The following is a 24,712-nucleotide window of genomic DNA, read 5'->3' as shown; positions in this document are numbered from 1 at the left end:
ACGTCGGTGAACTCAGCGTTTCACCACGACCAGGCTGAACGGTCCGATATCGGTGGTGGTGAACCGAGGATCGTCGAACACGGCCGCCGGGAAGGTGACCGTGTAGCGGCGGACGTTGGGGTCGTTCGGGTATACGTCTGCGGCGAGCCGCAAGGTGTAATCGTCGCCGCTGCGGCGGAACAGGAAAGCGTCGGGGGCACGCCAGGGTGCGGCGGCCATCGCGTCGAGGAGTTCCTGTGGTGTCTCCAGCTCGCTCCAGCCCTCGATGGCCGCCGAACGGTCCGCGTAGTCGGCCAGCGGATTGGCGTAATGCGAGGTCAGACCCTGGAATCCGAAGTACGGGTAGTAGGCGAGGAAGGTGGTGTCGCCGGTGAGCAATACGTTCTCCGACGGTTCGCGGCCGGTCTGCGCGCGCAGGGCATCGTCGATGTGGTGGTAGTGCCGGACAGCAGCGGGGTCGCGCTGGTCGGCGCGGTTACCGTCGCCGTCGGTATCGGTGTAGGCGGTGGTGATCTCGGGCGCCAGGACGTGCGCAATGTTCTGGCAGTAGGCCAGCGCACCCACGGTCGCGAGCACGATAGCCACCCAGCGGAATCGTGCCGGTTCGTTCAGTGCCTGATACACCGCTCGGGCGCCCTCGACGAACCCGAACGCACCCGCCGCGGCCAGCAGCACCAGCAGCACCGGTTCCAGCCGGAACGACAGCAGGGTGCTCCCCGCCACCGTGGCCAGCATCGACAACAGCGACCACAAATACACCGCGATCACCCCGAGCCCCAGCGATTGCGCGCGCCGCGAGGAGCTTGCCCGCAGCACCAGCCAGATCACTCCGACCAGGCACAGACCGCCGAGCAGCGAGAACTCGGCCATCGGTAGCGGCAGTTCGGAGCCGGCCTCCGGCAGATAGTGGAACGCGCCACCGGATTCCAGCTTCGGGTTGTCCAGCATCCGCAGCAGGAAGGGCACGAACACCGGCAGCCCGACCAGCGCGGTGACCACGCCCATCACGACCAGCCGCAGCAGCGGCGACCCGATCGCGCGCCCGATTCCCCCGACCGGTTGCCCCGCATCCCCTTGCTGCACCGCAATCCGCCGCGGTGTCCGCGCGGCGTAGCAGGCTCGGACCCCCAGCCCGGCCGCGAACACCGCCATAAGAACCACAGCGAACACCGCGAAAGCAAAGTAGAGCGTGTAAAAAGTGGCCGCGAGGCCGAGGAACAGCCCCGTCCCCAGTACTGCGGCCCAGCCTCCCGCAGTAGCAGCACCGGACAGCCCGGCCGCACCGGAATCCCGCGCGGCCGTCGCACCGGCCGCTTCGGCGGCGGCCGGATTCTCGTTCCCATCGCTCACGGCAGCGGTCCGAAGCGTGAGTTCGGCCGGTCGATACAGCGCTCCCCACGCCATCACGAGTACCGGCGGGATGAGGATCGCAATCACGGCGCCGTAGGCCTCGGGCGCGGCATAGGTGACGCCCACCGCGGTGATCGCGGCGGTCACCCCCACCGCCCAGTCGGCGCGGATCAACCGCGACCACAGCACCAGCGAGACCACCGCCGCCACCGCGATCGACCCGATCGCGTACGGCTTGAAAACCTCCCAGCCGTCCATTCCGAGCACATTCGCGACGCGCCCGCCGAGCCAGAACCACCCGGCCGGGTAGAACGGCGGCAGGTCCGCGTAGGTCATATCGCGCAGCGCGGCGCTGTCGGTGAGCCGGGTCAGGTATTCGGTGCGGAATTCCTGATCGACCGAGATCCCGAACAGGTACAGCTTCGTCGCCGCCAGCGGCAGCCCCAGAGTGACGGTGACGAATGCCGAGATCCCGGCCCAGGACAGTAGTTTCGCCCACCGGCGGGCCCGCCGCAGCCGAAACAGCGCGATCGATACCGCCAGCAGTACCGCGGCACCGACCTGCCCCACGGTGGTCAGTGCCCGCAGCACATTCGAGGAGTTGAACGCCGGCCAGTTCACCAGCGAAAACGCGGCCAGCCCCAGCGCGACCACCAGCACGGCGACCACCGTGGCCAGTACCGCCTCGCCGATTCCGGCCCCGACCTGACGCCCCAAACGCGCGCCACGACTCGTCGTCATCGGCGTACTTACCTCCGGCTCCTGTCCACCTACTGGCCGTCGGTCAGCCTAGTGGAGAACCACCCCGCGCCGACCGCGCCGTCGGAATGCCCCGGCCGGGGCGACCTCGGGACCGATGGACGGGCCGGGCTCAGGCGACCGGCCCGTCCGGACCTTCGTGCACAAGGCCCTGACCACAAACGGATCGATTATCAGTAGACCCGCAGCATCCCCGGATCCCACAGACCGCTCCGGGTTGCGGTGCCGGTCTGCAGCTGGGCGGGGACCGCGTCGTAGTACTGGTCGTAGCGTTCCAGCGTGCCCCAGTCGCGACCCCAGTCGTTCTTCAGGTAGGTCGGGATGGTGGTGGATTTCGCCAACATCTGGGAGAACCCGAGCGGGCCGCCGAACTCCTGGGCCTGCCAGGTGTTGGTGGAGCTCACCGCCAGCGGGCGGTCGGGCAGGACGCGGAACGCCGGTACCTCGGCGACACCGTTCTCGTGCCGGAACGGGCGCTGGCACGGGAACTGCAGGCCGACAGCCCAGTCGAGCAGGATCGGTTGTTCCGAGCCCAGGTAGTCGTCGGCGGTTACCAATTTGGGCAGCCGGGGCGGGGTGAAGGCCAGCCACTGGTCTCCGATGAGGATCGGGTCGTTGGCGACGATGCGCACCGCGTCGGCTTCGGGGGCGAGTTCGTCCAGCGGGATACGCAGATTGCGCCAGGACGGCGCGGGACCGATATCGCGCGGCACGTACGTGCCGATATGGCTGACCGAACCGTCCGGCTGCCGCTTCCCGTAGTCGACGGTGAGCGACTGACCGTACTGCATGACACCGCTGTCGTCGTAGGACATGATCCGCCCGGCGGCGGTGACGACCAGCAGCGGATGGTCCGGGGACCGCTGCGGCATTTCATACCAGCTCGAGGTGACCAGCGCGGGCCGCTGCACACCGTCCTGGTAGCTGCCGAGAATCGGCGTGGTGGCCGGATCCAGGCCGAACGGCAGGGCCACGGTGGAGCCGTTGACGCCGAGCGCGCCCTGGCCACCGCCGGTACCGGCATTCTGGCCTTCCGCGAACGAGGCGCCCACCGACTGGTTGGAGGTGTTGCCGGTACCCGGTTTCACCTCGACCGCGTCGGCGGACAGATCGTCGGGGACCCCGTTGGGATCGAAACCGACCGGTTCCACACCGGCCAGCGGGTCGCCGGGGTTGGTGGGCGGGTTCGCCGGATCGACGATCGGGTTCAACCGGCCCGCGTTGGTGTCGACCTCGACCAGCACATCGTTGGCGAGCCCACAGGATTCACCGGCGAGAGCGTCGATATTGCCTCGTGCCAGCGAATAACCCGGGTATTGCGAATACGCGCCTTTGGCCAGCGAGAGCACCTCGAACAGCACCATTGCCGCGGCTACCAGGGTCAGCGGGATGGCGGCGAATTTTCGAACCCGCCGGCCGCGCACCGTCCGGGTGGTGTTCGGCGGTTCGGCATACCCTTCCCGCAGTACATGCCAGCCCACCAGCAACAACGACAGCCCGAACAGCACCAGCATCACGGTGTTGGACGAGATACCGAACAGCGAGATCCGTTTGTCGAACCACGGGACCCCGTAACTGGAGACGTACCAGTAGCCGTTGATCCCGGAGAACGCGAGCGCCAGCGTGAACAGCAGACCGGCCAGGAAGATCGCCCGGTTCTTGTGTGCGCGCAGCGCCGCCGCCGATACCGCGACCGCGGTCACCGCGGCCAGTGAACCCGCGATACCGGCGTAGGCGCCGAAGTGGTGGGTCCACTTGGTCGGGAGGAACATCATGAAGAAGATCGTTCCGATCACCACGCCCATCAATCGCCAGGTCGGGCCGACGGCAATACCGGGTACTCGGCGACGGCGCAGTAGCACCAGCATGGTGGTGAACAGGCACAGCAGCATGACGAGGAACGCGAAACGGCGCGCCAGCGACCCGTCGACGGTTTCGACGAACAGGTAGTAGTAGCGCAGGTAGTCCTCGTACCAGGCGAGGTTCGGGCCGGCCAGCTGCCGGACGCGGTTGGCTTCCTGGATCCCGGCAAAGGTCTGGTCGCTGTAGACCACCGTGAGCACCAGGAATCCGGCCGCCGCCAGCGGGGCCAGCAACGCGGCCGTGCCGTGTTCGCGATGCCGCTTCACGATGATGCGGGTGATCGGCCGGATACCGGCCAGCAGCGCGGCCACACACATGAGGCCGGTCGGGGCGGCGGCCAGTGTGAGCGCCGCGACCACCACCGCGATCGCGGCAGGCAGCAGGCGCGCGGTGGCGATGGCGCGTTCGATGGAAACCCAGGTGAGCAGCGCACCCAGCGCAACGATCGGTTCCGAACGCAGGCCGTTGTCGAAGGGCATCCAGAACGCCAGGAACACCAGGCCGCCGGTCCACAGCGGCACACTGCCGAACCAGGCTCGGGCACGCGCCCCCCGCAACCCGTTACCCAGGCGCGGCACCACCTCGCGGCTGAGCACCATCCAGGACAGGATTCCGCAGGCCAGAGCGGGCAGCCGGACCCACGGGCTGGCCGTGGAGACCTCGGCGAACAGCTGGATGACGTAGTAATACCAGCCGAACGGCGCCTCCGGGACCCCGTACCAGCGGAAGTAGTTGGCCATGTAACCGGCGTCCGGCGCCACCCGGACCATGCTCAGGATGTAGCCGTCGTCGGAGGTGTTGGCGCCGAGGAAATGCCAGACCAGCAGAGTGCCGATCACTCCGCCGTCGGCGAGTGTGGGTTTGAGCCAGTTCGCGGGCAGGAACCGTCGGTGCCCGCGGCCGTCGCTGGTGTCCAGCCGGGCCAGCGCCACCAGCGCGAGCACGGTGCACAGTACGGCCGCGATCATGGCGGCGAGTTTGATCCAGGTGGGGCTCGAACTGAACCGGGTGTCGATCGTCGAGTCGAGAGTCATCCCGGCCGGGACATCACCGGTCATATCGGTGAAGATGCCCACCATCTGCGGGCGCAGATCACCGAGCAGCTGCCCCGCGTTGGGGACACCGGTCTCGGTGAACAGGCCCTCGAACGCCGCGGTGGTGCGCTCGCTGTCGGAACTGATGGTGATGGCCGAGCAGTTCGCCATCTCTGCCCGGTCGGCGGTGGCCACCACCGCATTACGGTCCACCACATCGACCGAGGTGTCCGAGACCCGCACGAACAGCGCCTCCAGCGCGGCCCGGTCGCCCTGCGGGGGCGCGGTGGCCAGCAGCATGCCCCCCTCGGGCGGCAGCTGGTTCACCGCCGAACACGGGATGGTCGCGGTGAGGTCGAGCGGAACCTGCGACATCAGCGGGGCCTGCGTATTGGCCAGGCTGTTGTTCTGCGGCCAGGTCAGCGTCGCCGTGGTCTGGGTGACCGGTAGGAACGGGGTGGCGATCGCGAAGAGCACACCGAGTACTCCGGTGATGATCGCGACGAGGCGCGCGACCCGGAAATCCCTCGGCGTAACCTTCGGCCCCGGTTCCGGTGGCGTCTTCGTCAGTACTGCGGTGGCGACTTCTGGCACGCTGGCATGCTACTTGGGCGCGCCGCGCCCGGCCCGCCGATACCCCGGCGCGTACCCAGCCGAAACGAAAACGCTCAGGCGAACAGGGCATAAAAAGTAGTGGAACGGGGTAAAGAGGGGCGGCTGGCAGAATCGGCCCGGAAATCACCCCCTTATGCGCGGGGTATAGCGGCGGTAATGGAAAGGTAGGGGCATGACCAAGGTGAATCTCGAGACGAACTACGGAACCATCGGCCTCCAGCTGGACGAGACGAAGGCGCCGGACACCGTCCGCAACTTCGTCGAATACGTCGAAGCCGGACACTACGACGGCACGATCTTCCATCGCGTGATCCCGGGCTTCATGGTTCAGGGCGGCGGCTTCGACCCTCAGATGCAGCAGAAGCCGACCAAAACGCCCATCCAGAACGAGGCCGCCAACGGCCTCAAGAACAACAAGTACACGGTCGCCATGGCGCGCACCAACGACCCGCATTCGGCGACGGCGCAGTTCTTCATCAATGTCGCCGACAACGATTTCCTCAACCACACTCAGCCGGCGGGTCAGGGCTGGGGTTACGCCGTCTTCGGTGCCGTCACCGACGGCACCGATATCGTCGATGAAATCGCGAAGGTGTCCACCTCGTCGCAGGGTATGCACCAGGACGTGCCGGCGGAGAACGTGGTGATCAAATCCGCGTCCATCGTCGGCTGAACCCGGGCCTCGGCAGCGGTTCGGGTCGCGCCGGCGCCGTTATCCGGCGGCGCGCCCCGATCCGTGGCCCGTCACAGCGGCAGCAGATGGTGTTTGCGCGGGTTGCGGATCACTGTCTTGTCACGCAGTAGTTGTAGCGCGCGGCGCAGTTCCAGCCGGGTCTGCGCCGGTTCGATCACCGAGTCGATGAAACCGCGTTCGGCCGCCACCCACGGCGTGGCCACGGTGGCGTTGTAGAAATCGACCAGCTGCCGGCGGACGGCCGCTTTCCGGTCCTCCGGCGCGGCGGCGATCTGGCTCGCGCCGATCAGGCTCACCGCGCTCTCCGCGCCCATCACCGCGATACGGGCGGTGGGCCAGGCGAGATTCACATCGGCACCGCACTGTTTGGACCCCATCACGGCATACCCACCGCCGTAGGCCTTGCGGACGACCACGGTCACTTTGGGCACGGTGGCCTCTACGAACGCGAACAGGAACCGGCCACCGCGTTTGATGACGCCGATCTTCTCCTGCTCCACACCCGGCATGAAACCGGGGGTGTCCACCACGAGCACCAGCGGAATCTCGTAGGCATCACACAACCGGATGAAATGCGACGCCTTGTCCGAAGCTCGGGCGTCGAGGGCGCCGGCGTACACCATCGGCTGATTGGCAACCACGCCCACACTGCGACCGTCTACCCGGGCGAAACCGGTGATGATGTTCTTCCCGGCTTCCGCGCCGTATTCGTGGAAGGCGCCGTCGTCGAAGATCCGCAGCAGGACATCGTGCATATCGTATCCGGCGTTGTCGGAATCCGGCACGAGCGAGTTCAGTTCCCGGTCGCTGTCGGTGACCTCGGGTTCCAGCCCCGGATTGATGACCGGCGGAACCTCCTGGCAGCTGGTCGGCATATACGACAGGTAGTCGCGCACCCAGGCGAAAGCCGCGGCTTCGTCCTTCGCGATGTGATGGATATTGCCGTACTGGGCCTGGGCGTGCGCGCCACCCAGCTCTTCCAGGCTCACGTCCTCGCCGGTGACCTCACGGATCACTTTGGGACCGGTGACGAACATATGCGCGGACTCCACCGCCACCACGACATCGGTGTTGATCGGCGAATACACCGCGCCACCGGCGCAGTTGCCGAGAATCATCGAAATCGTGGGCACCATCCCCGACAGCGGCTCCTGCCGGGTACTCAACTCGGCGTACCAGGCCAGCGAAGACACCGCCTCCTGGACGCGGGCGCCACCGGAATCGTTGATCCCGATCATCGGGCAACCGACCTTCGCGGCGTACTCCATGATCGCGGCGACCTTACGGCCGAACATCTCCCCCACCGATCCGCCGTAGACGGTCTGATCGTGGGAGAACACCGCCACCGGCCGCCCGTCGACCAGCCCGTGCCCGGTCACCACACCGTCCCCGTACAGGGCTGCCGGGTCACCGGGCCGGCGAACGAGCGCACCGATCTCGGTGAAACTACCCGGGTCGAGCAGCATATTGATCCGGTCGCGGGCACTGGGTATCCCCTTACGCGCCCGTTTCGCCACGCCGGCCTCGCCCGCCGGTTCCTGGGCGAGCTCCAAACGCTTCCGCAGGTCGGCGAGTTTTTCGGCGGTAGTGCTCACTTGCTCCCTTTCACACCCGATGAGTCGATCCGGGCGAGTTTAGCGGTGAGGTCCGCACCGATTTTCCCGATCCTGGGCTCGTCGACGATCTGGAGGTGGTCGCCGGGGATGTGGACAACCTCCAGGTTGGGCACGTACTCGTCCCAACCGCCGTTCGGCTGACGCTCGGCAAACCGGGGTTCGAGCTCGATCATGCCGTCGTGGTAGCGATCGGCGAGATAGAGCACCACATCGCCCTCGTAGTGGCTGGGTTGTACCCGCTGCAACGCCTGGTTCTCGATCCAGGAGGTGCGCTGGTGTTCGATCACGCCTCCGGGGATTTTCGCTCCGGACATCTTGATCAGGCTGGACACCATTTCGAACTGTTCTTCCGGGGTGGCATCGGCCAGCTCACGCAATTGCTCGGGGTCCAATTCGCCCTGCACCCCGTAGGTCTTCTGCGCGAAGGACTGGTAGCGCTGCATCCGGCGCAGGCTCTCCTCGGAGCTGTTGTCCTGCGGTTCACTCGGGATGGCGAGATCGATCAAACCCACAACCCGCACATCGGCGCCCTCGGCCCGCAGCACCTGCGCGACCGCCATGGCGAGAACCGCACCGAGCGACCAGCCGTACAGTACGTACGGACCTTCACCCTGCAGTTTCCGCAATTCCGGAATGTACTGCCGGGCACGCTCCTCGATCGAACCTTCGACCCGTTCGAATCCGTACATCGGTGTCTCGCCGGGCAAACGCTTCAACAGCGGTTCGTACACGAGGGTGTTACCGCCGGACGGATGGAACACGAACACCGGAACAGCCCGGGACCCCTCGGGACGTGCCCGCAACGGCCTGACGAACCCGTCCACATCGGCACCGCTGTCCTGCAGTGTGCGCACGATATCGGCCAGCTGTTCGATGGTTTCGCAGTCGAGCACATCATCGACGGTGATCTCCGCCCCGACCCGCTCGGTGAGGCGCTGCGCCAGCTTCTCGGCGGTGTCTTCGTCGAGGATCGGCAGGGTGTTGAAGATCCCGCCGGCCGATTCGCCGGTGATCGTCGCCCAGGACGCGTAGGTCAGCCGTTCCGCAGCGTCACGTGGCGGAACGTTGTCCTCGTCCGCGGCACCGGCCGCGCCGCCACCGAATACCGCCGGGGCAGGTTTGGCCGTGGGCTGCGGCGTCACCGCGGACGGGGCCGCGGTGCGCGTCGATTCCGGCTCGGAGGGAGTTGCACCGGAGGTTGTCTCGGCAGTGCTGTCGGCCGCCGGTTCGGTGGCTGGATTGCCGCCCGACGCCTGGTTCAAAGCCGCAACCGGATCTTGCCCCGATTCCATGGCCGCCTTCGCCGCTTCGACGAAGTTGTCGTCCACATTGAGCGCCCCGGATTCTCCGGCGGCCTGCTTCTCCGCCATTTCTCGCACCTCATCGCGGTGCTCGATCGCGTAGCGCAGCACCTTCCCGACCTCGTGCAGGCTGGCGTCGCGCACCGCCGAAACCTGGAGCTGCGGAATATCGAATTCGTATTCGACCCGGTTCTTGATCCGCATCGCCATCAGCGAATCGAGGCCGAGTTCCATGAGCGGGATCTCCATCGGCAGATCCTCGACCGCGTAACCCATGGATTCGGCGACGATCAACGCCAGCCGTTCGTCCACGGTCTGCCCGCTGTCCGGATCCCAGCGATCGCCGAAGCCGGCGGTGTCCACCGCGTCGAGAACCTCGGCTTCCGCGGCCGGGGCAACTGCCGCCGATTCCGCCGGGGCCGGGGTGGACTGCGCCGCACCGGAGGTGATCACCGCGTCGAACAGCAGCCGGAACTGCGCATCTTCGCGGGCATGCACCTGCACCGATGCGCCGCCGGGGTGCGGGGTGAGGGTGGTGGTCAGCGTTCCGGTCGCGGGCAACGGAGCGTGGGCGATACTGGCGCCCACGTGCACATCGGCCAGTACCTGCCCGGCCGCCGAACGTACCAGCGCCGGCAGTTCGTTCACCGCCGCGGCCTGTACCTCCCACACGTGCCGGCCGTCCGGCAGCGCAACCGAGGCGCCCGGCACCCGCGAGCTGCCGCCGGTGGACAGCGGGCTCACCTTGGGCCAGTAGTGCTTACGAACGAATGCGGTACGCGGGATATCGGCGTAGGGCCCGGCCGGTACCAGCGACGCCAGATCCACCGAATGGCCGTGCACGTACAGCTGTGCCAGCGCCGTGATCACCGCGGCGGATTCGTCTTCCTTGCGTTTGAGCGTCGGGATGAGCTGGGCGTCGTGCAGGCCGGCGGCGAAGGTGGTGCCCAGTACCTGCATGAGCGCCACCGAGTTCGGGGCCAGTTCCAGGAAGGTCGTGATCCCGGCGTCGACCGCGCGTTTCACCGCATTGGTGAAGTACACGCTGTGTCGCATGTTCTTCACCCAGTAGGTCTCGGTGTGCACCGGGTCGTGACCGGGTGCGTAGTACTGCTCCTTGTCGACCGTGGAGTACAGCCCGACCGTCGGTTTCGTCGGCTCGAGCCCGGCCAGTTCGGCAGCGAGTTCACCGAGCAGCGGATCCATCTGCGAGGTGTGCCCGGCGCCCTTGGTTTGCAGCACGCGGGCGAATTTCCCGGCTTCCTCGACCTTCGCGACGATCGCCGCGACCTGATCCACCGGGCCACCGATCACGGTGTTGGTCGGCGCCGCGTACACCGCGACCTCGATATCGGGGTAGTCGGGCAGCATGGCGGCGACATCATCGGCGCTCAACTCCACCAGCGCCATATTGCGGACGTCGTCGTCGGTGAGCATCTGCTCGCCCTCACGCATCAGGCGGGAACGCGCGCAGATGACCCGGACCGCGTCCTCCAGCGGCAGCCCGCCGCTGATATACGCACCGGCCACCTCCCCCTGGGAGTGGCCGACGATTGCGGTGGGTTCGGCTCCGTGTGCCCGCAAAACCGCGGCGAGCCCGATCTGGATGGTGAATGTACCGACCTGGGAGGTACCGATATCCCAGTCCTGGGCGTCGTCGAGCATCAGCTCGCGCACTGAATAGCCGGCCTCGTCCTCGACGAGTTCGTCGACCTCGTCGACGGCGCGGCGGAAGATCGAATTCTCCTGGTAGAGCTGTTTGCCCATCTTCCGGTGCTGGGCACCGAATCCGGCCATCACCCACATCGGGCCCTCGGGCGCGGGCGCATCCGCGGTGAACACCCCGGCCCCCGGCTTACCCGCGGCGATCGCACGCAGCCCGGCCACCGCCTCGGCGTGGTCCTTGGCCAGCACAACTCCGCGGGACCGCCAGTGACTGCGTTTGGCCAGCGCCCGTGCCACATCCGCCAGCGGAGTCCGCTGTCCCGCTTCACTTTCCAGCCAATCGGCCAGATCGGCGGCGGCGCGGCGACGACGCGAGGGCAGATAGGCGGAAACGGCCAGGATCACCGGAAGCGGTTCGGCGCGATCGGCCGACCATTCGGGTTCGCCGGAGCCGGTTGCGGTGCCGGACTCGGCTTCCGCCCCCGATACGGCGCCGGCCCCGGCAGCAGCGATCGCGTCGGCTTCCGCCACCACGTCGGTGGTCTCCGCATCGAGGTCCCCCGCATCCGGGGTGGTGGCGACCGGTGCTCCGGTCGCGACGGCAGGAGCTACATACTCCTGCACCACAACATGCGCATTGGCTCCACCGAATCCGAAACCGGAGATACCGACGGTCGCGGTGCCGCTGTAGCGCGGGAACCGGGTCGGTTCGTCGACGACCTTCAGCCGCGCCTGCTCGAACGGGATGTACGGGCTCGGCGCGGCGTAGTTGATATTGGCGGGCACCACATCGTTACGGAATGCCATGAGCACCTTGGCCAGGCTCGCCACGCCGGCCGCAGACTCCAGATGCCCGAAGTTGGTCTTGGCCGAGCCCAGTAGGACGGGCGCGTCGGCGGCACGGCCGGCGCCGACCACACGGCCCAGCGCCGCCGCCTCGATCGGATCACCGATGGGGGTTCCGGTGCCGTGTGCCTCGATATAGTCGACGGTGGAGGGCACGATCCCGGCGTCACGATAGGCGCGGCGCAGCACATCTGCCTGAGCCTCGGGATTGGGCGCAGGCAGGCCGTTGGATCGTCCGTCGCTGTTGACCGCCGAACCCTTGACCACTGCCAGGATGTTGTCGCCGTCACGTTCGGCGTCGGCCAGGCGTTTCAGTACGACCAGCCCGGCTCCCTCGGACCGCACCATACCGTCGGCATCGGCGGAGAAGGCCTTGATCCGGCCGTCCTTCGCGACCGCGCCGGCCTGGTCGAATCCCAGCGTGACCATGGGCGCGAGGATCATGTTGACGCCACCGGCAAGAGCCACATCGGCATCGCCCGCCCGCAGCGCCTGGACGGCCTGGTGTACGGCTACCAACGTCGACGAGCAGGCGGTATCCACCGCCACCGACGGACCGCGGAAATCGAAGAAATAGGAGACGCGGTTGGGAATGATGCTGTTCGCGCTGCCCATGATCTTGTATGCCTCGGCCGAAGCCGGGACGTTGGGATCTGTCTCGCCCAGGCTCATGGCGGCGAGCAGCTGGAAATCACTGGTCGAGGTACCGATGTACACACCGACCGACCCCCCGCGCAGGTCACTGGCCGGGATATGCGCGTGTTCCAGCGCTTCCCAGGTGAGCTCCATCATCAGCCGCTGCTGCGGGTCGATCCGCTCGACCTCGATCGGCGACATGGCGAAGAACTCTGCATCGAAATCGGTGACCACGTGCTGGTCCAGGTAGCCGCCGCGGGTATTACCCTCGGCCACGGCCTGCGCGAACTGCGGTTCGCTCGAGAATTCCGCCCAGCGTCCCTCGGGAAGGTCGCGGATGGCGTCGCCGCCGTTCATCAGGAATTCCCAGGTCGATTCCGGGGTATCGCCCGCACCCGGCAACCGGGTCGACAGACCCACGATCGCGATATCGTGCGCTTCCCCCGGCACGAACCCGGCGGTGTAGAACTGGTCGTCGGGGACCTCGAGCGCGCTCGCCGGCGGACCGTTGACGATCACCTCGGACAGTGAGGCGATCGTCGGATGCTGATAGATGATGGTGGGGTCGAGCATCACACCGGTGAGGTCCTCGATTTCGCCGCCGAGAGCCAGCGCATCGCGCGAAGCGAGCCCGAACTCCTCCATCGGCCGGTCGACGGTGATCTTGTCGACCGATTGGCCGGTGGCCTCGGCCACCCAACGCCGCAACCACTCTCGTAGTTCCGCCACCGATATCTCGGATTCCGCGGGGCCCACCCCGGCCGCGGCCGCCGCGCTCGTCCCGGCGGCACCGCCGTCCTGCCCGGCGGGAAGGTTCTCGGTCATATCCGGCGACGTGCCCTCGTTATCAGCCATCAGTCCTCAAGCTACCTGTCTGTATGCGGTGCCTGGCAACAGCCTGCATCGCAGGGATGGGTGGACGGCAACCGCCGGCGCCGCGGTGGTCACGATGCCGCCACCTCCGGAGCACGGCACAGGCCGCTGGGTTTCGTTGGGCCTCCCACCTGCGCCGATGCAGGTGAGCACCGCGCGATACGGCGCTCGGCCGCCGCGCCGGTGGGGTGGTCTCGCCGCGTATGCGTGATCACGCTGCGTTACCTCCTCCGGCACTACGCTCAGCCGCCTATCTTCCCGGACGCTGCGTCACCGCGTCGACCGGGCTCATTCCTCAGGTGCATCGGGGAACGCCTGCTGCGTGTAACCACCGCGCAGCGTGCCCTCGATATATGCCGCCTTACAGGCGCGCCGCGCGATCTTCCCGCTGGAGGTACGCGGGATCGAGCCGGCCGGCACCAACAGTAGATCGCGCACCGTGACACCGTGGCGCTGGGAGATCGCCGCCCGGACCGCGTCGGCGATGGGCATCGGATCGGCCTTACCGGCGCCCGGACCGCGCTCGGCAACGACGACCAACTGTTCGGAGGCATCGTCGGCGTCGAATTTCAGGCCCGAATGGCTGCCCTGCGCGAAAACCTCGGCGGGTAGCTGATTGGCCGGAACCGAGAACGCCGCGACGAACCCGGGCCGCAGCGCGTTGCTGGCTTCCTGCGCGGAGAATTCGAGGTCCTGCGGGTAGTGGTTGCGGCCGTCCACGATCACCAGGTCCTTCACCCGGCCGGTGATGTAGAGCTCGTCGTCGAAGAACACGCCGTAATCGCCGGTACGCATCCAGTGTGCGTCGGCGGCGCTGCCCTCGGCGTGACTGCCTTCGGGTAGTCGCTCGGTGACCTTGTTCCGGAATGTCGCATTCGTCTCGTTCTCGCGACCCCAGTACCCGATACCCATGTTGTTGCCGTGCAGCCAGATCTCGCCGACGTGCCCGTCGGGCTGTTCGCGCGGCGTACCGTCGACCGATTCCGGATCCACGATCACGGCCCACTGCGAACGGGCGATATAACCGCAGCTGACCTGGGCGATCGCATTATCCGAGCCAGGTTCGACCTGCACCATCCGGCCGGCGCCCAGCTCGGTGCGATCGACATAGGTGACCTTCGCCTCGTCCTCGGCCTTGGTGGCCGATACGAACAGCGTGGCCTCGGCCATGCCATAGCACGGTTTGATGGCTGTCTTCGGCAGGCCGTACGGGGCGAACGCCTCGTTGAACTTCTTCATCGACGAGGTGGTCACCGGTTCGCTGCCGTTGATCAGGCCGATCACATTGGACAGGTCCAGTGATTCACCGTTCTTCGGCAGTCCGCGCACGGCGGCGTGCTCGAACGCGAAGTTCGGGGCCGCGGCGAACGTGCCCGCGCCGTCGGAGGCGGCGGCGAGTTCCTTGATCCAGCGGTACGGCCGCCGCACGAATGAGGCCGGCGACATGATGGTGATGAACTTGCCGCCCACGGCGGGCAGGATCACGGTCAGCAGGCCCATATCGTGGAACAGCGGCAGCCAGGTGACACCGCGCGAATTCCAGTCCAGATTGATGGCGTCGACCATCTGCAACAGGTTGGTGCCCACGGCGCGGTGGGTGATCTCCACACCGGCCGGGGTACGGGTGGAACCCGAGGTGTACTGCAGGTAGGCGATATCGTCCACCGCGATATCGGGGCGCACCCAGCTTTCCCCGACACTGTCGGGAATCGCGTCGACGGCAATGATGCGTGGGCGCTGCGCAGCAGGTAGCGAACGGAAGAACTGGCGCACCCCGGCCGCGGACGAACCGGCGGTGAGAATGGCCGACGGTTCGCAGTCGCCGAGCACCGCGTGCAACCGGTCGGTATGGCCGGGCTCGTCGGGGTCGAACAGCGGCACCGCGATCGCGCCCGCGTAGATGGCGGCGAAGAAGGAGATCACGTAGTCCAAGCCCTGCGGTGCAAGTACCGCCACCCGGTCACCGGGCTTGGTCACCTGCTGCAGTCGACCGGCCACCGCGCGCAGCCGGACCCCGAACTGTTGCCACGTCAGCTCGTGTACCTCACCATCGCGTTCGCGCGAATAGTCGATGTAGCGGTACGCCAAGGTGTTCGCGTCGTTGCGGGTGTGCTTCTCGACGTGGTCGACCAGGGTGCGATCATCGGGAATTGTGATGTTCCCGTTCTCGTCCAGGTAGTCGTCGAAAGTCTCGTCCATTCCTTCTCCTCCGAGGCGCACGCCGCAACGGCACGATGACCGTTATTTACTGTGTGGCCCCGACTCGCTTTCGCCGCGGTGCTCTCATCCGAGAACTTTCCCGCAGGTTCGGTGTGCGGTCTGCGCGGTGACCGCTATCGGCTAGATGTTCTCAAACCAGAGACATGTTACAGAGATGAGCTTCTCACTCCTCCCGGAGCAAGGGAATCACCGGCGCGAAAGCGTCCATCTGAGTCGGGTAGATGCCGATATAGGACATGCCCGTGAGTTGGCGCACTCGCCGCATCTGCTCGGCGATCTCCTCGAACGTGCCTATGGCCACATACGGGGAGTTCAGGATGTCTTCGACCGTGAGCTGGACATCCACCTCGAGGTCGGGAAGCTGGCCACGGTCCAGAGCCGCAAGGGCCATTTCCGCCATCTTCTCCCTGTCGTCGGTGACGACGATCGCGGTAACCGCCCAGTTCAGCTCGATCTGGGAGAACCGCTCCCCGGCGGCTTCCTTGATCAGGTTCACCTTCTCGATGGTCTTCTCGAGGGTGATACTCGACAGCAGCCCCTGACCTTTCGGCGTGGTGACCGGGACCACCGAGATGATGTCGGCGTGTTTGGCGGCCAGCTTCAGCATGCGCGGCCCACCACCGCCGGTGCACAGCGGCGGACGCGGCCCCTGCCGCGGCCGGGGAGTCCCCTTGATGCCGTGGACCCGGTAGTACTTGCCCTCGAAGGTGCACTCCTGCCCACGCAGCAGCACATCGAGAATGGTCAGCGTCTCGTCGAGTTTGGCCAGCCGGATCCCCGGGCGTTCGTAGTCCAGCCCGGCGGCGGCGAACTCGTCGGCCTTCCATCCGGCCCCGATGCCCACCTCGAGCCGGCCCTTCGACAACACATCGATGGTGGCGAGGTCCTTGGCCAGCACCACCGGATGCCGGAAGCCGTTGGCCAGCACCGAGGTGCCGAGGCGGATCTTGTCGGTGGCCTGTGACAGCGCGCCGAGGGCGGCGATCGGACCGATCTGGTCACCGAGATGATCCGGTACCACGAAGGTGTCGTAGCCGTACTCCTCGGCCTGCTGCGCCGTCTGGATGAACTTTCGGGCGCCACCTTCCTGCTTGTTTCCCTCGCCGGCGGCGGCGAAGCGGAACTTTCGCAACGGAGTGCCCAGCGCGCTCAACTCATCCACCGGTACGGCGGCTTCTGTCATGAACTCATGCTCCTGGATATCGGAAGTCACTGCGTATCCCGGCCGGCGCAGGGCCGGGACGCGCGATCACCAGCGCACTTTACAGCGTGCTGCGGGGGAAGGAGCACGCTGCGTGCGGTGAATTGTCACAACACGCCGCGCGTACTTCGCCACACCACCGCAACAGCGGCTCACCAGGGACGATTTGGCCTACTCGAGCCGAACGGTCCGCGCTGGGTGTCTGGGCCGCCACTGCCGATTCACCGCCGGCCCCGCACCGCACGCCTCGGCTCCGGACACCGCCACCGGTGCGGGACCGGTGCCATTCGCCACGCGTGCCCCGCACCCGTGATCCGGCGGCCAGTTCAGTCACGAATGCGCCGGGCGCGGCGCATTCGTGACCAGACCGACAGCCCAATCGGCGGCCCACTGGGTGGCGGTGGTGCCATCGGGTTCCACCACGAAATTGTGATAGAGGCTGTGTACAGGATTACCGACGGCCGCCGTCAGTGTTCCCAGGCTGCCGATGATATTGCCGGGGCTGAGCGCACTACGCGGTGCGTCGCAGATCAGGTCTCCGGGCGCGCAGATCGTGTACACCCGGTCGGCGAGTTCGCCGAACCCCTCCTCACGTGCACCTGTCATGGTGATTCCGGGCACGCTCAACCCGGCCAGCGCGACCTCCGCCCCGGTCCCGGGCGGCGGGGTACCCACCTGGATGGGCTGCCCCGGACCCGGCTCGCCGGACCGGCGGCCGTCGGCGATCAGGGATACCCCCAGCACCCGGTCCGCCGGTACGGGGCCGTTGCCCTTACCGATCTGCTCGGCGATATCCCCGGCAATCACTGCGCCCTGTGAGAACCCGGCCAGCACATACGTGGTGAGCGGGCATTCTTCGTGCCGCTGGGTCAGGAAATCGAATGTCCGCCGCATGCCCTCGCTGCGCGAGACGTTGTAGGACGCCTGCCCGTCCGGCGGAAACGCCACCGGGTTGGAGAACTGCGCGACGTAGGGAACCGTGTACACGTCGACTCGTTCGGTCGGGAACTGCTCCCGCACCGGATCGCTGATATTCAGCATCAACGAAGCCGGGTTGGCCGACGGATTGTAGGGGTCGTCGGTACTGCTGGACTCCCACGTACCCGGCACCGAAATCATCTGCACATCCGGGCAGCTCGCCGGCTGACTGGTCGGTTCCTCGGGTCCCGGCCCCGGGCCGGGCCCCGGCGGAGGTTCCCGCAGGCACCCGGCCAGCAGATACCAGAGCAATACCACGATGACGAGCCCGGCCACACCGAGCGCAAGCAGCGTCAGGCAGCCCGCCGACCTCGACCGACGGGCTCCGGAGCGTCCCCTACTCACCGGCAGCCACTAGCAGTAGTGCGCTTTCGCGGTATTGATGTAGATCTGCCCTGCCTGCTCGACCGGCATCTTCGCGGGATCGAAGGCCGCGTCCGCACCGGCCATCGCGGTCACCCAGGTGAGCATGGCGGGATCCGGGGTGCCCTGCGCCACCTGACTGCACACGTAAGAGCCGATGCTCAGCGCGGTATCCGGGGACGACGGAGTCACGCCCTGTTTCGCCAGCTCATCGATATAGGTCTGCTCCTTGGGGCCGAGCTCCGTGTCCGCGGCTTCGGGGGGCTCCACCGGTGCGGGACGCTCCATTTCCTCCGGGGGCGCCTCCGGAGCGGCGCTCTCCTCCGGAGCCGGAGGCTCGGGCGCGGGAGTCTGTTCACCCGGCGCCGGAGCCGGAGCCGGCGCCGAGCTCTCGGAAGATGCGGCGGCCGGGGTCGACAGCGTCGGGGTGCTGGTCGCGGTCGATTCGTCGTCGCCGCAGCCGGCGAGCAGTCCGGCAGCCGCCACGGCCGCCACCACACCGAGCATCGTGCCTCGGGTCCGATACATACATTCCATCCTGTGTTCCGGCGCGCCGTTGCGCGCTGGTTCACGGCACCCATAGCGAGCACCGCCGAACCACTGGTTGACCGTCGGGTACGTCCAGGCCCGGCGAGCTACTCGCGGGCCGCGACCACCGAGGGTAATACCACCCGCCGGATGCCGCTGCGTTGTGCCTGACCACACACCGCATATCGGCACCGGCGAACGTGACGCCGGCCTGCGCCGGGTCAGCGAACTTCGGCGCGATTGTCCCGGACAGTGATGGCACCGTGCTGGAAATTCTGCTGCACCCCGCCCGGGACGGCGAATTCGTCACTGATCGGGAAGCCCAGGCGGCCGTTCTCGAATCCCGCGTCGCGCCAGGCATCCATGACCGGGCCGTTGCGGACCGCCCAGGCACCCGAGAGCGGACTCCAGTAGATGTTGCCGCCCTCGAACCCGCTGTACCTGCCGAAATCCTTCAGCGGGACTTCGGGGGCCACCGGGAAGCCGAGCCAACTGTTCTCGAAACCCAGTTCGGCGTATTTGCCGAGGATGAGACCCTCCACCCGATGGGCCCCGGTGGCGGGGCTGAAATAGAACGGGCCGCCTTCGAACGATTGCACCGCACCGTCGCGATGCGGTGTCCGGACCTCCGGTCCCACCGGGTATTTCGCCGGGCCGCCCTCGTAGCCCTGGCGACCCCATTCGGCCAGGATCGCCCCGCCCACCATCTGCGCACCCGTTTCCGGTGTCCAGTACAGCGATCCGTGCTGGAACGGCTGATAGCGACCCCGGCCGTCCGGCAGCGGTGTCTCCCCACCGATCGGCAGGCCGAGCGCACCGTGCGGTCCGGCCGCGGCCTGATAGCCGCCGCCGATACGACCGGCCACCGGGTGCGCGCCCGCCTCGGGGGTGAAAAAGACCCGGCCGTGCAGGAAATCCTGGGCGACGCCGCCCGGCACCCGGTATTCGCCGGTGAGGCAGTCACCGAGCCAGCCGTTGCCGGCCGTCACGCCGGCGATGGCACCGCCGACGGCGCATTCCGGTTTCGCGGCCGGCACACCGAGAGCAGCAGCGGCCTGGGGCCAGGACTGGCGCAGTTCGAAATCCCAGTAGGGCCAGGTGTGAGTACCGGCGGACCGGTATTTGACGGTCGCGGGGATGCGCAGTTCGTGCAGCTTCGAGACGAAATTCTGGGAGGTGATCAGAGATAGTGTTTCCAGACCCATCCCGAACATATTCGGGGTGACTCCCGGGATCTCGGATCCTTCGTCGTGTTTCCCTGAAGCGCCGGTTCCGCTCGATATATAGAGGGACTGGCCTTTCAGGCGGTCGGCGAGGTACACCGGATCGTGTTCTTCCCATTGCGGGCTGTCGGGCGGGCCCCACATCGCCGCGGCGTCGAATCCACCCGCGTCGATCATGGCGAGCCGGATCGCCTGTGGCATACCTGTACTCGTGGTGGTGAGGAAACCGGAGTAGGAGGCGGCGAATTTCGCGAAATCGCTGTTGCGGGCGGACAGGAACATCGCGGCGGTGCCGCCCATCGAGAGCCCGGCGATTCCACGGGTACCGGTGGCCCGCCATTGACTTTCCAGTAGGGGCGGAAGTTCCTTGGTGAGAAAGGTTTCCCACTTGTAGTTCTTGCCGTTGTCGGATTCCAGCCAATCCGAATAGAAACTGGCCTGTCCGCCGACCGGCAGCACGGCCGTGACGTTCTTGTCGGCGAAGAAATCGACGGCGCCGGTTTCGGCGATCCAGCCGCTGTTGTCGTCGGTGGCGCGGAGCCCGTCGAGCATGTAGAGCACCGGGAATTTCGCGTTGGGTGCAGTGTTCCAGTCCCGTGCCAACAGCAACCGCACCTGGATGGGTGCGCCCATGGCAGGCGAATTCACCCAGATGGCGACGTGGCGGTCGGAATGCCAGACGATATTGCGGATGGTCGCCGGCGCGGTGGTCGCGGTGGGCTGGGCAGGTGCCGGAGCCTGGGCGGCGGCGAAGGGCAACACCAGTGCGGCCGCCATCACGGCGAGTCCGCGCCGGCCGCGTATACCGGAACGGGCGGTCGAGCCCCCTCTTACGCGTTTCTTCCCTGCCACACACTGTTTGTACCGCCGTCACCGGCCGATTCGCGGTAGACGCGCGGGCAGCAAATCAGTTGATCACCGTCTCGACCCGCAAACAGCAACGGCGCCACCTGCTCGTATTGCTTTGCAGGTGGCGCCGTTGCGCGGTGCTATCGGTTCAGCGGCAACCGATCAGCGTGTCGTTTCCTCACCAGCCGTTGGTGGAATCCAGGAACATCTTGCGGGAGGCGAAGAGCTGGCTCTCCCAGTACTTCCAGGAGTGGGTGCCGACGCTCGGGAAATCGAAGTGGGCGTTGATCCCCAGGGTCTTCAACCGCGCCTGGAAGGCCCGGGTGTTGACCAGCGACAGCGCTTCCAGAGCCATGGCGTTACCGGTGTTGAACGCCCCGACAGCGCCCGCCGGCTGATCGTGCGGGCCCGGCAGGCCGCTCGCCGCCGAGATGTACATCGGCAGGCCACGCAGCTGCGGCGCGAAGACGAACGGATCCATCCGCAGCCACTGCGGGCTCCACGGGGCCGCCATCGAGTCGACGTTGTAACGACCGGCATCCAGCATGGCGATCCGGATGGCCTCACGCATACCCGGCGCCGAGATGTTCAGGTAGCCGGAGTAGGCGGCGGCCGACCTGAACTGGTCGCGGTGGTAGGCGGCCAGGGACAGCGCCGCGCTGCCACCCATCGACAGACCCGCCACCGCGTTGTTTGTGCGCGAGACACCGTGGCCTTCGAGGAACGCGGGCAGTTCCTCGGTGAGGAACGTCTCCCACTTGTAGGTGAACTTCTGACCGTTGGTGTTGCTCGGCGAGTACCAGTCGGCATAGAAACTGGACTGGCCGCCGACCGGCATGATCAGCGAGATGTTGTCGCCGCCGAACTGCTGGAGCGCGTTGGTCTCGAAGGACCAGGCGTTGCGGTCTTCGCGGGCGCGCAGGCCGTCGAGTAGGTACAGCCCGGCGTTGCCGCCGCGCGCCGCCCACTGCACCTGGACCTTGATGGGGCCCATGCTGGAGGGAACCATGAGTTCCTCCAGGGCGCCCCGGTGCACCGGCGCCGCCGGCGAGGCCACGGCGGTCGGAGCCGCGATACCCGCAGCGACCGGTAGCGCGAGTGCCGCCGCACCGATTGCCAGAATCCGGTTACGCCAACCGCGAGGTGCCCGTGACCGCCCTATACTTCTCTTCGGGCCGGCTGCCCTGCCGAAACGCATGAATTCTGCTCTCTTTCTGCTGTTGTGGTGTTGTACGCCACCGCTGCGCGGACAACACCCCGTTTCTCCTCGACGGCGCCGGCGGCCGGTCCCGACCAACCGTCGGCCGACAGCGCTACAACGATCTGGTCACAGATGCGCTCGCTGGACCTTATTCGACCTCATCCAGCCCAAGCAAGGCCGTGCTGATCGGATGGCCGAAATCCGCCGCGAGAACGTTGTGATCGCCCCGTGACGATACCTTGCCGAAGCGTTGATGTCTCGGTGGGCCGCGATATTCTTCCGTTATCGAAATCGCGCTCTGACCGGGCTTGTGTAACGGAATACGAACCATGGACGAATTCCCATCGACGGCAGTGTGCCCGCCACCGGAAAGTCTCGGTGGCGGGCACACTGCCGTCGATGGCGAGGCCGATGCCGGCCCCGCGACCGCCGGTTATCCGATATTCGCGGACAAATCCGGAATCATCCGATGCACTTCGGCTTCCCAGTAGGTCCAGGAGTGGATACCCGCTGCCGGGAACGAGTACGTGACATTGTTCGCACCCAGCGACATCATCCGCAGCTGGAACGATCGAGTGTTGGCGAGCGCCAGCGCCTCCAGCGCCATTCCGTTCACGGTATTGCCGTCGAATCCGTCGGCCGGCGCAGGCAGCCCGCTACCGGCGGATATCCAGAGACGGGTGTTGTGGTCACGGAGCATCGGCGCGAAGACGAACGGATCCATCCGCAGCCACTGCGGACCCCACGGCGGCGCCATCGAGTCGACGTTGTACCCACCGGCGTCGATCATTGCCATCCTGATGGCCTCACGCATACCCGGCGCGGAGATGTTCAGGTAGCCGGAGTAGGAACCGGCGAAACTGAACTGGTCCGGGTGATAGGCGGCCAGGGTCAGCGCGCCGCTACCGCCCATCGACAATCCGAATACGCCGTTGCGGTTCGGGTTGAACCCGAGCCGGTCGCGCAACGCCCAGCGCAGATGCTGATTGATGAAGGTTTCCCAGGCGTAGCGGAAGCTCTTGCCCGGCCCTTCCGAGATCACGTTGAGTGCGCCGGAACCCGAGGACGAGCCGGTCGGGGGCGCCCCGAAGAAGGAACTCGGCGCATTCCAGTCGGCGTAGAAGCTGGACATACCGCCGATCGGCATGACGACATTGATATTCCAGTCGGTGAGCGCGTCGGCAACATTGGTGTCGAACTCCCAGCCGCTGTGCGTCTCGGGGGCACGCATACCGTCCAGGGCGTAGACGACACGGTTGGTGTTGCCGTCCTTGGCTCGGAAGATCCGTGATCTGATCGGGCCCATCTCGGGGGAATCGACCACGAAATCGAAGCCCCGGGGGTTGGGTGCCGCTGCGACCCGGCCACCCGAATCGGACAACGACACCGCGAGTGGAGCGAGCAGTGCCACGGTGATCCCCAGTGCCCAACGACCGATCCACTGCCGGGATCGGGTCGATCTGAGCCTTCGCGCACTTCGCATTCGACTAGACCTTTCGCCTGGACAGCCGGACAGCAAATCACGAGCTACGTTACCGGCCCCATATCGGATACATAGACCACGGCGCCCACGGGATACCGGAGCCGTTACCTGGATACATGTTCCTGGTGCATCACTCGGGCAGATGCATGCTCATGTTGCCAGATAGTGGCGCGGGTCACGTGCATACGCGTCGCGCGGCTGCGATTTCGTTGTGGCACACCACGGGGAGCGGCCGCGGCAACGCTTCCACAAAACAGACCAAACGGTCTGGAATACCGGGCCGGGTTCAGCCGATATTCGCCGACAGATCCGGGATCATCCGGTACACCTCGTCGGTCCAGTAGCGCCAGTTGTGCACACCGACAGCCGGGAAGTCGTAGGTGACGTTCTGGGCGCCCAGCGACATCATGCGGGCCTGGAATGCCCGCGTGTTGACCAGCGCCAACGCCTCCAGGCCCATGGCGTTCACAGTGTGCATATCCAGCCCGTCCGCCGCCGCCGGCAACCCGCTCCCCGCTGAAACCCAGAGCCGGGTGTTGTGGGCGCGCAGCATCGGCGCGAAGACGAACGGATCCATCCGCAGCCACTGCGGGCTCCACGGTGGCGCCATTGCGTCGATATTGAACCCGCCCGCGTCCAGCATGGCCACTCGCAGGGCCTCACGCATACCGGGGGCAGATACGTTCAGATAGCCGGAATAGGAAGCCGCGTACCTGAACTGGTCCGGATGATATGCCGCGAGCGCAAGTGCCGCGCTGCCGCCCATCGACAGCCCGAAAACACCGTTCCCGTTGGGATTGAAGCCGAGCCGATCGCGCAGCGCCCAGCGCAGATCACGGGTCAGGAAGGATTCCCATTTGTAGGTATTCGAGCGGCCCAGCCCGGCCGCTGATCCCGAGGCCAGCCCCGAACCCGAATCCCCTGCCGACCCGCTGGCATCGCCGGCGCTGCCGGAACTGCCGAGGCCGAAGAAGTTGCTCGGCGCGTTCCAATCCGCGTAGAAGCTCGAGCGGCCGCCGACCGGCATGACCACATTGATATTCCATTTGGTGAGCTCGCGGGCGACATCGGTATCGATCTCCCAGCCGCTGAGATCGTCGCGGGCGCGCATCCCGTCCAGCGCGTAGACCACCCGTCCGGTGTTCCCATCCGCGGCACGGAAGATACGCGATTTGATCGCCCCCATCTCCGGGGATTCGACCCAGAAATCGAACCCGAAAGCAGGATCGAAACGCGCCGATGCCGGAGCGTCCGGACCGGCGACCGACATCCCCACCGGCAGCAGTACCGCCAGGGAGAGCAGCGCCGCTCGTTTCAGCCGGTTGCCCAGTCGCCGGGCCGGGTGGCCGGTCCGTTGGCCGCGGCCGATAACGCCTCGCATTACTCCCACCCTCCGTCGTGCGACCCATCGATC

The 24,712-nt window shown here is 66.7% G+C and carries 13 protein-coding genes; 1 reads left to right on the top strand and 12 read right to left on the bottom strand.

The window, feature by feature from the left end:
* Nucleotides 1–12 precede the first annotated feature (12 nt).
* Nucleotides 13–2,091, bottom strand: a complete 2,079-nt coding sequence (locus tag NS6_RS22925) for a galactan 5-O-arabinofuranosyltransferase (protein ID WP_068045062.1) — start codon at nt 2,089–2,091, stop codon at nt 13–15.
* Between the two features lie 191 nt (nt 2,092–2,282).
* Entirely contained in the window at nt 2,283–5,600 is a 3,318-nt protein-coding gene (locus NS6_RS22920) for an arabinosyltransferase domain-containing protein (RefSeq protein WP_068045060.1), read from the bottom strand.
* A 193-nt stretch (nt 5,601–5,793) separates the two neighbouring features.
* On the opposite strand from NS6_RS22920, the gene NS6_RS22915 reads away from it, so the two are divergent.
* Nucleotides 5,794–6,294: a peptidylprolyl isomerase gene (locus NS6_RS22915; RefSeq protein ID WP_068045057.1), complete on the top strand. Its 501-nt coding sequence runs from the start codon at nt 5,794–5,796 to the stop codon at nt 6,292–6,294.
* A 71-nt stretch (nt 6,295–6,365) separates the two neighbouring features.
* On the opposite strand, the gene NS6_RS22910 is transcribed toward NS6_RS22915, so the two are convergent.
* The 10 genes from NS6_RS22910 to NS6_RS22865 form a co-directional block, all read right to left on the bottom strand.
* Nucleotides 6,366–7,910, bottom strand: coding sequence for an acyl-CoA carboxylase subunit beta (locus tag NS6_RS22910; protein ID WP_068045054.1), 1,545 nt, complete (start codon nt 7,908–7,910; stop codon nt 6,366–6,368).
* Nucleotides 7,907–13,234, bottom strand: a complete 5,328-nt coding sequence (pks13, locus tag NS6_RS22905) for a polyketide synthase Pks13 (protein ID WP_068045051.1) — start codon at nt 13,232–13,234, stop codon at nt 7,907–7,909. Before pks13 ends, NS6_RS22910 begins: the two co-directional genes overlap by 4 nt.
* A gap of 306 nt (nt 13,235–13,540) precedes the next feature.
* On the bottom strand, nt 13,541–15,451 hold the full coding sequence (gene fadD32, locus NS6_RS22900; RefSeq protein WP_068045048.1) for a long-chain-fatty-acid--AMP ligase FadD32: 1,911 nt from the start codon (nt 15,449–15,451) through the stop codon (nt 13,541–13,543).
* Between the two features lie 184 nt (nt 15,452–15,635).
* Nucleotides 15,636–16,655: an LLM class F420-dependent oxidoreductase gene (locus tag NS6_RS22895; protein WP_068045269.1), complete on the bottom strand. Its 1,020-nt coding sequence runs from the start codon at nt 16,653–16,655 to the stop codon at nt 15,636–15,638.
* Nucleotides 16,656–17,003: 348 nt separating this feature from the next.
* Complete coding sequence (locus tag NS6_RS22890; RefSeq protein ID WP_371859353.1) at nt 17,004–17,996, bottom strand: cutinase family protein; 993 nt, start codon at nt 17,994–17,996, stop codon at nt 17,004–17,006.
* Between the two features lie 9 nt (nt 17,997–18,005).
* On the bottom strand, nt 18,006–18,542 hold the full coding sequence (locus tag NS6_RS22885; protein WP_068045044.1) for a DUF732 domain-containing protein: 537 nt from the start codon (nt 18,540–18,542) through the stop codon (nt 18,006–18,008).
* 221 nt (nt 18,543–18,763) lie between these two features.
* The gene (locus tag NS6_RS22880) at nt 18,764–20,542 is read right to left on the bottom strand and encodes an alpha/beta hydrolase-fold protein (RefSeq protein ID WP_068045042.1); all 1,779 of its coding nucleotides are present in this window, start codon (nt 20,540–20,542) and stop codon (nt 18,764–18,766) included.
* Nucleotides 20,543–20,792: 250 nt separating this feature from the next.
* Nucleotides 20,793–21,812, bottom strand: coding sequence for an alpha/beta hydrolase (locus tag NS6_RS22875; RefSeq protein WP_084471325.1), 1,020 nt, complete (start codon nt 21,810–21,812; stop codon nt 20,793–20,795).
* Nucleotides 21,813–22,248: 436 nt separating this feature from the next.
* Entirely contained in the window at nt 22,249–23,298 is a 1,050-nt protein-coding gene (locus NS6_RS22870; protein WP_068045039.1) for an alpha/beta hydrolase, read from the bottom strand.
* A gap of 286 nt (nt 23,299–23,584) precedes the next feature.
* Entirely contained in the window at nt 23,585–24,679 is a 1,095-nt protein-coding gene (locus NS6_RS22865) for an alpha/beta hydrolase (protein ID WP_068045037.1), read from the bottom strand.
* Nucleotides 24,680–24,712: the final 33 nt, after the last annotated feature.

Origin of the sequence: Nocardia speluncae NBRC 108251 (genome assembly GCF_001613245.1) — a bacterium.
Taxonomy (GTDB): domain Bacteria; phylum Actinomycetota; class Actinomycetes; order Mycobacteriales; family Mycobacteriaceae; genus Nocardia; species Nocardia speluncae.
This window is presented reverse-complemented; position numbering and strand designations above follow the sequence as displayed.